At 44.9% G+C, this 8,815-nt stretch carries 11 protein-coding genes; 3 read left to right on the forward strand and 8 right to left on the reverse strand.

All coding sequences use genetic code 11. The features are described from left to right. Nucleotides 1–126 precede the first annotated feature (126 nt). The gene (gene rpsT / locus M4I42_RS15590; protein WP_268852992.1) at nt 127–393 is read left to right on the forward strand and encodes a 30S ribosomal protein S20; all 267 of its coding nucleotides are present in this window, start codon (nt 127–129) and stop codon (nt 391–393) included. 79 nt (nt 394–472) lie between these two features. Here rpsT and holA read toward each other — a convergent pair whose 3' ends face one another. Continuing rightward, the gene (gene holA, locus M4I42_RS15595; protein ID WP_268852993.1) at nt 473–1,498 is read right to left on the reverse strand and encodes a DNA polymerase III subunit delta; all 1,026 of its coding nucleotides are present in this window, start codon (nt 1,496–1,498) and stop codon (nt 473–475) included. 282 nt (nt 1,499–1,780) lie between these two features. On the opposite strand from holA, the gene M4I42_RS15600 reads away from it, so the two are divergent. Continuing rightward, entirely contained in the window at nt 1,781–1,915 is a 135-nt protein-coding gene (locus tag M4I42_RS15600; protein ID WP_084256359.1) for a YqzM family protein, read from the forward strand. A 65-nt stretch (nt 1,916–1,980) separates the two neighbouring features. Here the strand turns inward: M4I42_RS15600 and M4I42_RS15605 are convergent, their stop codons facing one another. The 3 genes from M4I42_RS15605 to M4I42_RS15615 form a co-directional block, all read right to left on the reverse strand. Then, complete coding sequence (locus tag M4I42_RS15605) at nt 1,981–4,275, reverse strand: DNA internalization-related competence protein ComEC/Rec2 (protein ID WP_268852994.1); 2,295 nt, start codon at nt 4,273–4,275, stop codon at nt 1,981–1,983. A 121-nt stretch (nt 4,276–4,396) separates the two neighbouring features. After that, nucleotides 4,397–4,858: a ComE operon protein 2 gene (locus M4I42_RS15610; protein WP_268852995.1), complete on the reverse strand. Its 462-nt coding sequence runs from the start codon at nt 4,856–4,858 to the stop codon at nt 4,397–4,399. A 66-nt stretch (nt 4,859–4,924) separates the two neighbouring features. Beyond that, nucleotides 4,925–5,536: a helix-hairpin-helix domain-containing protein gene (locus M4I42_RS15615; RefSeq protein WP_268852996.1), complete on the reverse strand. Its 612-nt coding sequence runs from the start codon at nt 5,534–5,536 to the stop codon at nt 4,925–4,927. A 140-nt stretch (nt 5,537–5,676) separates the two neighbouring features. Between M4I42_RS15615 and comER the strand changes: the two genes are divergently transcribed. After that, entirely contained in the window at nt 5,677–6,498 is an 822-nt protein-coding gene (gene comER, locus M4I42_RS15620; protein WP_268852997.1) for a late competence protein ComER, read from the forward strand. A gap of 68 nt (nt 6,499–6,566) precedes the next feature. Here comER and M4I42_RS15625 read toward each other — a convergent pair whose 3' ends face one another. Genes M4I42_RS15625 through M4I42_RS15640 form a run of 4 tightly spaced genes read right to left on the reverse strand, consistent with a single transcriptional unit; the run spans nt 6,567 to nt 8,796 of the window. After that, nucleotides 6,567–7,310 carry a class I SAM-dependent DNA methyltransferase gene (locus M4I42_RS15625; protein ID WP_268852998.1) on the reverse strand — a complete coding sequence of 248 codons (744 nt, stop codon included), beginning with the start codon at nt 7,308–7,310 and terminating at the stop codon, nt 6,567–6,569. After that, on the reverse strand, nt 7,307–7,663 hold the full coding sequence (gene rsfS, locus M4I42_RS15630) for a ribosome silencing factor (protein ID WP_268852999.1): 357 nt from the start codon (nt 7,661–7,663) through the stop codon (nt 7,307–7,309). Before rsfS ends, M4I42_RS15625 begins: the two co-directional genes overlap by 4 nt. After that, a complete protein-coding gene (gene yqeK / locus M4I42_RS15635) occupies nt 7,656–8,237 on the reverse strand; it encodes a bis(5'-nucleosyl)-tetraphosphatase (symmetrical) YqeK (protein ID WP_268853000.1) in 582 nt (193 codons plus the stop codon). The genes rsfS and yqeK overlap by 8 nt, the downstream gene beginning before the upstream one ends. Continuing rightward, nucleotides 8,224–8,796 carry a nicotinate-nucleotide adenylyltransferase gene (locus M4I42_RS15640; protein WP_268853001.1) on the reverse strand — a complete coding sequence of 191 codons (573 nt, stop codon included), beginning with the start codon at nt 8,794–8,796 and terminating at the stop codon, nt 8,224–8,226. The genes yqeK and M4I42_RS15640 overlap by 14 nt, the downstream gene beginning before the upstream one ends. Nucleotides 8,797–8,815 lie beyond the last annotated feature (19 nt).

Raw genomic sequence — 8,815 nt, forward strand, 5'->3', positions numbered from 1 at the left:
GAAATTTCAAATAGTCTTGCATAATTGCGGTGTGTTTGATAGAATATCACTTGTTCTTGAATGTCTATATGGCGAAACATGACAAAAGAATAACGTATATGGACAGCATGACGGAGGTGAAATACATTGGCAAATATTAAATCCGCTATTAAACGTGCAAAAACAAGCGAAAAGCGCCGGGCTCATAACGCTGCGATGAAATCCGCAATGCGCACAGCGATCAAAAAATTTGAAGCGCTTGTAAAAGCAAAAGACGTGGAAAAAGCACAAGAAGCATTCGTTCTTGCTTCGAAAAAATTAGACAAAGCGGCAAGCAAAGGCTTAATTCATAAAAACGTAGCAAGCCGCCAAAAATCTCGCTTAGCGAAAAAACTAAACAGCATCATAGCGTAACTAACATAAACGACCTGTTTCGGGTCGTTTTTTTTTGCCTGCCGATGAAGCCTCGCGCCGGCAAATTAAAAGAGCCAGGCTATGCCGGCTCTTTACTCCATTTGACAAGCAATAACTCTAAAAGTAACTGCTTATCGATCGCACTGCTTTTCATTTGATAATCCGTTTCCGCTAGATCGTGCATCACTTTCATCAGTTCCTGTTCGGAAAATAAAGCGGCTTGCCCGAGCGCCAATTTCACTCGGAACGGATGCACTTTCAATATCGAGGCAATTTGTTGCTGGCCATACCCTTTCGCTGCCAACCCCTTTACTTGATATAACAGACGAAATTGCGAAGCGAGAAGTGACAAAATTTTAACCGGTTCTTCTTGATTTTCAAGCAAATCATAAAACACTTGCAACGCCTCTTCGATTTTTCGCCGAATGACTTTTTCGACGAGCACAAATACGTTTTGCTCAGGCGTACGCGACACGAGCATTTCCACTGTTGCTTCTGTAATCGTCCCTGCCTGTCCAACAAACAGTGACAATTTATCCAATTCATTGGCCAGCATCATTAAATTTGTGCCAGCCAACTTCAATAACGCCTCTTTTGCTTCGTCTGTCATCGTCACACCGTTTTCGTTCACGCGCTCATGGATCCAGCGGTGCAACTCCTTCTCGTTCAGCGGTGAAGCGACAAATACTTCCGCCTCCTGCATAAGCCGTTTCGTTATTTTTTTTCGTTCATCCAATTTTTCGTACAAACCAGTAAAAATGACAATTGAAAAAGGGGAAGGTGAAGCTATGTATTCCTCAAGCTTTTTTACATCATGCTCCACCTTCTCTTTTCCTTTTTCCGCCGTTAAAAAATACGGATTTTTTACGACCACAACTTTCTTCTCTCCAAAAAACGGAAGCGTTTCCGCCTCTTCCACGGCTACTTCTACCGGCGTTTCTTCACAATCGTACACCGCTAAATGAAAATCGCGCTCCTCCTCTTTCAACGCCGTACGCACAATCCGCTCCACTATTTCGTTCAATAAAAACGTTTCCGTTCCGTATAACAAATAAAGAGGCGCCAACGTTTGCGGTTTGATTTTTCCCCAAAAGTCCACTACCATGTTTCTCTGCCCCATTTCTTTTTAACCGTTCATTGACAAGATACACTGTTTTTTCGACATTTACAAGGGAACCGGCAAACGGAGTAAAGCCGGTTCCCATTTATATAAACGTTGATAAATCAGCCGTTGCTGATTTATCAACGGTTATTACTATATTGTCCCGCGCCCAATAAACTATTTGTGTGAACTGCTGTCAAGAAAGGAAACACACAATTGACGTATAGATTTTTTTTTCGTTTTAGCGTATACTAAAAATGATTGCACGAGGAGGGGTAAAGGATCATGAACGAATTTGAAAAAAATGTGCAGTGCACACGCAATGATGCGGTCGATTCCGGTGTCGGCTTCATGGTTTCCTTCGGTTTTTTCGCCACGATGTTCATTATTGCGACATTAGTGAAATATTTTGGTTCATGATGGAAAAGAGATTGCTTGAAGCAGTCTCTTTTTCTTTTCTGTGTGACCGCTCTTCGTGCTATATCCTATGGCACCATGACTGTAAAGGTTCCTTCTTTTTTTGTGTACCGGTATTGAATCGCTCCATGCTCATCGGTGCGCAAAATATAAATGTGTTGCGCTTTCAGACGATCGATCACTTCTTGATGCGGATGATGATAGCGGTTGTTTTTTCCGACTGAAATCACTGCCAATTTAGGCGTGATCACCTGTAAAAACGGTTCGGAAGTTGAAGTTTCGCTGCCGTGATGGCCGACTTTTAACACATCGGCATGCAGGCGAGGGAACGCAGCAAGCACTTGTTGCTCCCCTTCTTTCTCCAAGTCGCCTGTAAACAGCCATGACAACGGACCAAGCTTGGCATACAAAACGACCGAGCGATTGTTATCTGCCGTTTCAGAAAGGCTTGGATCAGGATGAAGCACGTAAAACACCGTTTCTCCGTCTTGCCAACGATCTCCTTTCTTCACTTCCACTACAGAAACGTGCTTTTCTTTCGCCACTTGAATAAGGGCGGCTTGTAGCGGCTGATTTGCCCCTCCTTTCCCGATCATCAGCTCCTTGACACGGATATGGCGAATGACTTCAGCCGCAGCTCCCATATGATCGGCATCCCCATGTGTAATAATAAGGCGCGTAAGCTCACGCACCCCTTTTGCTTTTAAAAACGGAATAACGACATTTTTCCCGACGTCCCATTCGTTATTTCGTTTTTGCCACGGCTGCTTTGGAAACGAAACTGTTCCACCTGTGTCAATTAAATAGACACCTTTGCGGTACGGCAGCTCAATATAAATGCTATCTCCTTGGCCAACGTCGAGCAAGACGACTTCGCCATGACGGTTCATATACGGAAGAAAAGCATGGAGCATTATGACAGCGAATACATATACAAACGCTCTATATCGCCTTTGTTCCATTCGCCTAAACGCCCACAAAATGGCTGCTCCGTAGCAAACGAGCAAATATGGCGATGGGCGGCCGAGAACGACTGAGAGCGAATAGCTTTCCGCCAAAAAATGAACCCATTCGTTCGTCACCTCGATAATCCATTCCAATAGATGGACTAAAAAGGCGCCGGCTACTTCTGATAAGGAATGTACGCCTAACCAAACAAAAGCAAGCGGCAAAATAACAAACGAGTAAAGCGGAACAAAAAGAAGATTTAGCGGAATGCTTAAAAGCGAAAACTCAAAAAAGTGATACAACAAAAACGGAAGAGCACTTATTTGGGCAATGAACGTTGTCAAAAACAACCGAACGAACGCCGATGAATATTGTTCCATGATGGGAATGGATAAAACGAGAGCAAACGACACGATAAACGACAACTGAAACCCGGCTTGAAAGAGAGAATACGGATGCAAAGCAAGCATGACAATGCATGCGGCACTGATGGCATCTAGCGGAGGAATGGCTGATTTTTTATAGCGAAGCGCTAAAAAGAGCATCGCGATGATCACCGCACGCATAACCGATGGAGAAGCGCCCGTCATTACCATATAAAACGGAAGGACAACAAGCAACAATAGCGCAGCTGTTTCTCGTGTAATGAAACGAATGAGCGCGTAAAAACAAGCTCCGACGAGCAACGTCACATGAGAACCAGAAATCGCCAATAAATGCACTAACCCGAGCTTTTGGTAGCCAGCAAGGAGAGAATCATCCATCTCCGCTCGCTCGCCATATACAAGCGCTTGAACAATGCCAGCGGAAGAAGTCGGGAACGAAGCGGCAATCTCACGAAGGCCTTGTTGTCGTAATGTTAACAGCTTTTCATACGATGTGAGGGAAGTGGCGTGGCATTGCTGGAGCGAGAGCGACTGCGGACGGACGAACCAATGAATGTATTGAAAGCGCAAGTATTCGCGGAAACTAAAAGCGGCAAAGTTACGGGAAGGCTCAGGGCTTTCGAGCGCTCCTTTAAAGGAGCAAACCATACCAATCGCTAAGCGAGAAAGTTCGGTCTGCTCTTGTTCGCTTTTGAGGCGGTACACAAGCTGTACGTCTTCTTTTTCTTTCGTTCGAACGACTGCTTTCAGCCGATCGCCGTCTATCACAACAGGCGTAGTAAAACGAACGGTAAAATCCGTTTTGTCTGGCGGAAGGATCGTCGTATTGTGGCGGTCCACCCAGTTGATATAGAGGAAAAAAATAGAAGTAGTTAGCAAACAAGAAAAGAGAAGCGCACGTTTGCGGAGAAAAAGGAAGAAAAAATAGCCGGTGATCACGATTGCATGAAGTGCATGAAATGGTTGATAGCCAACCGCCACGCCAATAATAGCGGCGATGGCGACATACACGATATTCCCTTTCATCATCGATAGTCCCCTTTTATTGGCGTTCATTATTCGAGGAGGGCATGCATCAGCATGCCCAATTGGCAAGCGACTTGCTTGCCGACTACGTCAAATAGGAATCGAACTATCTTGACTAAATTCGTTAATCCACGCGGTGGAGAAGCGATAACACTTTCCGGTCAAATGGAACGTGCTGAACGAGCACGTTCGCTTGCTGGAACAGCTCAAGCGCATACGGATGATTTTTGTAGTCTTGCGCATAATAGACGGCGGAAATGCCGCTTTGAATGATCGCCTTGCAACAGTGCAAGCACGGAAAATGAGTGACGTAAATTTCCGCTCCTTCCGTCGGTACGCCGAACTTGGCGCATTGCAAAATCGCATTCATCTCCGCATGAATCGTGCGAACGCAATGGTTGTCAATGACATAGCAACCTTCATCGATGCAATGAGCTCCCCCGGCGATCGATCCATTATAGCCACCCGCGATAATTCGTTTATCGCGAACGATCGTCGCCCCCACTGCAAGACGCGTACACGTGCTGCGCAATGCTAGCAAATGGCTTTGCGCCATAAAATATTGATCCCATGTAATTCGTTCCATTGTCCCCTCTCCCCTGGCATTTGTTTAACATTAGTGTAATCGGTCGAAAAAAAAGCGTCAATTTCCTCACCGAATGATAATTTGCTCTTTCATTTTGTCGAGCGATTTTTCTCCAATGCCAGATACGTTCAACAAATCTTCCATTTTTCGAAACGGACCGTGTTCTTCTCGATATGCGATAATCGCAGCCGCTTTCGCCGGGCCGATCCCTTGAATTTTTTGAATTTCTTCCACCGAAGCGCTGTTAATATCGATTTTCGGTTTTTCTTCTGAAGAAGTACTCGACAACACCGGTGCATTGCTTTCGCCTTTTACCGGAACGTAAATCATCATTTCATCATGCACTTTCGCTGCTAAGTTAATCTTTGTTTGATCCGCTTCTTTCGTCAATCCTCCAGCTAACGTAATAACATCGTGGACGCGAGCATATTCCATAACTTCATATACGCCCGGACGAACAACCGCTCCTTTCACATCGACAACGATAGTGTTCGACTGCGGTTTGTCTTCTTTTTTTGTTTCTTTCGGTATTGTTTCTTCTGAAGATAACTCTCGAAGCGGAGAAGACGGTTGTTCTTGTTCGCGGTCGCTGTAAAGAAAAATGCCGACCGCCACAATAGTAATGAGCGCCAATACGTACCATTGTTGCTTTTTTATTTTTTTTAGCCATTGTCGCACGATCAACCACCCTTTCGAAAATGATGCATAAAAAAGCGAATTCATTCATACATATCGTCAAGAAAGGTATTGGCTATGAAAAAACGAAAGCGCCTGCTTACCACACATAAAGCAATGATATAAAGAAAGGGGGACGAGCCGTGAAAATCGGAGTGATTGGCACAGGAAACATGGGGAGTATGCTTATTGAAGCACTGCTAGAAGCAAAAGCGGTTGCCGAAACGGATGTTGTCATTACTAATCGCACGATCAAAAAAGCGTTGGACATCCAGCAAAAACATCCGCAAGTCGAAGTCGCAGCCAATCCGGAAGAAGTCATCAAACGAACGAACATCGTTTTTCTATGCATCAAGCCATTGGATATTCACCCCCTTTTAATGCAGCTAGCTCCTTATTGGACAAAAGATCACTGCCTTGTTTCCATCACAAGTCCGATTACTGTCCAGCAGCTTGAGTCCGTTGTTCCTTGCGACGTTGCCCGAGTGATTCCAAGCATTACAAATCGGGCGCTTTCCGGAAGTTCGCTAATCACATTTGGTCATCGCTGTTCGGCACACTATCGCACGTATATCGAGCGGTTGTTTCAACATATTTCCACTCCTGTATTCATCCAGCAAGACGTAACGCGAATTGCGTCCGATATCGCAAGCTGCGGGCCGGCCTTTTTCAGCTATTTATTGCAGCGGTTTATCGATGCTGCCGTGCAAAAAACAAACATTTCGAAAGAAATGGCAACATGCTTGGCAAGCGACATGATCATCGGTGTAGGAGAATTGTTGAAAAAAAACATGTATACACTTCCGACACTGCAAGAAAAAGTGTGCGTCAAAGGCGGAATTACCGGAGAAGGCATCAAGGTGTTAGAAACGGAGTTAGGCGAGATGTTTGAACACGTATTCGAAAAAACAAATGCTAAATTTGTTGAAGAAATGAAAAAAATCAACAAACAATTTTACCCATAAACATTCGACACAAACATGAAAACTCCTGCTTCAAACATCAAAAAAATATGCTGCCCCAATCGGACAGCTTATTTTTTTGCCACGAAGAAAAGCCTTTCGGACGTTTCGTGAGGAGAGGCGTCGGTAAAATCTGCGCTCACTTCGAGCACGGTAAACCCCGCATCAACAAGCCATTTTTCGTATTGTTGTTGCGCAAACGTCCGCTGGATATGCGATTCATCGTACCGCTCGTACCGTCCATCTTCCGTTTGCACAAAAAACGTTAGTTCATGTGCGACTGTATGCGGCGTTTCTAACGGCTCGCATTGCCAAATATAGCTGACGGATTCATCGTTATCAGCAAACGTCGATCCTTGGAAAATGTGATCCATTTTATAGATGGAATGAACGTCAAACAATAACAGACCGTCTTCCTGTAACAATTCATAAATACAGCGGAACGTTTGTTGCACGTCCGCCTCGGTCGGCAAATAATTGAGTGAATCGCAAAAAATGATGGCGACATCAAACGGCGAAAATCCTTCTAATTCGGCCATGTCCTGCTGAAAAAACTCCACGTGAACGCGCTCGCGTTCCGCTTTTTCTTGTGCAACGGCGAGCATATTTTCTGACAAATCGACTCCTGTAACAGAAAAGCCGTCTTTCGCTAAACGAACTGCCAGCTCCCCCGTTCCGCAGCCAACATCAAGCAACCGTTTCGTGCCAGTGCGCCCATACTGGCGAATTTTTCGCTCGACAAACGCTTTCCATTCGTCATACGGTGCTTCGCTCATTAATAAGTCATACCAATACGCAAACGATTCGTACGTCATTGCGCCAAATCACTCGCTACATCTTCTAACGGCGCATCGCCCCAAAGACGCTCTAAGTTGTAATACGCACGGTCGTCTTTATGAAAAACATGAACGACGACATCGCCTAAATCGACTAACACCCATTTCGCTTCGTCAAACCCTTCTAACCGCTTGACCGGGATTTGCTGTTCCTCTGCCTTTTCTTTAATTTCCCGTGCAATGGCCTGCACTTGTTTTTCGGAATTACCGTGGCAAATCATAAAATAGTCAGCGACAAGCGAAATTCCTTTCATGTTCAGCGCTACGATGTTTTCTGCTTTTTTCTCATCTGCAGCCCGAACGGCTACGCGCAAAATATCACGCTCAGTCACGTACAGATTCCCCCTTTTTCTTCATAATGAGTGCATTATACGTATCGATCGTCGCCGGATAAATCGGCTGATTTTTTTTCAATAAAAATTGAATCGTATTTTTTAACGCTTGAATAAGCGCTTCGTCTAAATCGTGCTGCGCCAACTCGCGCACTTCTTCCACTCCTGGGAAAATGCGGCCCGGCTCGATATAGTCGGCGACATACACGATTTTTTCTAATAGCGTCATGTCGCTACGTCCAGATGTATGATAGCGAATCGCGTTTAAAATTTCTTCATCGTGAATACCTGCCTCGGTTTGCACTAAATAAGCCCCCACCGGCGCATGCCAAAGTTCGGTATTATAAGCAAGCAAGTCGTTTGGCATATTTTGCTCTAAAATAATTCGTTTCATTTCTTCTTTCGGGCGAAATTTTGCATAGTCGTGAAAAATCGCCGCTAATTCTGCCTTTTTTTCGTCCGCACCGTATCGTTTCGCCAATGAAATCGCCGTTTCCATAACGCCAAGCGTATGTTGATAACGGTGTTCTGTTAGTTGCTTTTTTACTATTTCCAATGCTTCATGACGTTCCATACAACCTCTTCCCCTCAATATACTGTCGGACGCATTCTGGAACTAAATAACGAATGCTCTTTCCTTGCTTCACCCGCTCGCGAATGAGCGATGAAGACACGGCAAACTCTGGAATCTCTACCTCCACAATCGGATACGGCGTGCGCAAAGAAAACCCTGGTCGCTTGACCCCAACGAACGTGACTAATTGAACAAGCTCATCAATACAATACCAATGCGGCAAATATTCTACCATGTCCGCGCCAATGATGAAATAAAATTCGTCGTTTGGATACATCGTTTTTAATTGTCGCATCGTATCGTACGTATACGACGCCCCCCCGCGCTCAAGTTCAATCGTTTCGATTTTAAACTGTGGATGGTCGGCAACCGCCAACTTCAGCATGTGCAGCCGGTCATCGCTGTTCGTCACTTGCTCGTGCTGCTTATGAGGCGGGATGTGGTTCGGCATAAACCAAATTTCTGATAGCATTAATGCGTGCAACACTTCATTCGCCATTAATAAATGGCCGTTATGCGGCGGATCAAATGTCCCGCCAAAAATCCCGATTTTTTTCATCATCTTTGGCGAGGAGACT

It is taken from the genome of Anoxybacillus sp. J5B_2022 (assembly GCF_026847645.1).
Classification (GTDB): Bacteria; Bacillota; Bacilli; order Bacillales; family Anoxybacillaceae; genus Anoxybacteroides.

What these genes read in the sequence shown, in the direction of transcription:
- M4I42_RS15600 (WP_084256359.1), top strand. Translation starts at nt 1,781, where the DNA reads ATGAACGAATTTGAAAAAAATGTGCAGTGCACACGCAATGATGCGGTC.
- holA (WP_268852993.1), bottom strand. Translation starts at nt 1,498, where the DNA reads ATGGTAGTGGACTTTTGGGGAAAAATCAAACCGCAAACGTTGGCGCCT.
- M4I42_RS15640 (WP_268853001.1), bottom strand. Translation starts at nt 8,796, where the DNA reads ATGAAAAAAATCGGGATTTTTGGCGGGACATTTGATCCGCCGCATAAC.
- M4I42_RS15625 (WP_268852998.1), bottom strand. Translation starts at nt 7,310, where the DNA reads ATGACGTACGAATCGTTTGCGTATTGGTATGACTTATTAATGAGCGAA.
- M4I42_RS15610 (WP_268852995.1), bottom strand. Translation starts at nt 4,858, where the DNA reads ATGGAACGAATTACATGGGATCAATATTTTATGGCGCAAAGCCATTTG.
- yqeK (WP_268853000.1), bottom strand. Translation starts at nt 8,237, where the DNA reads ATGGAACGTCATGAAGCATTGGAAATAGTAAAAAAGCAACTAACAGAA.
- M4I42_RS15605 (WP_268852994.1), bottom strand. Translation starts at nt 4,275, where the DNA reads ATGATGAAAGGGAATATCGTGTATGTCGCCATCGCCGCTATTATTGGC.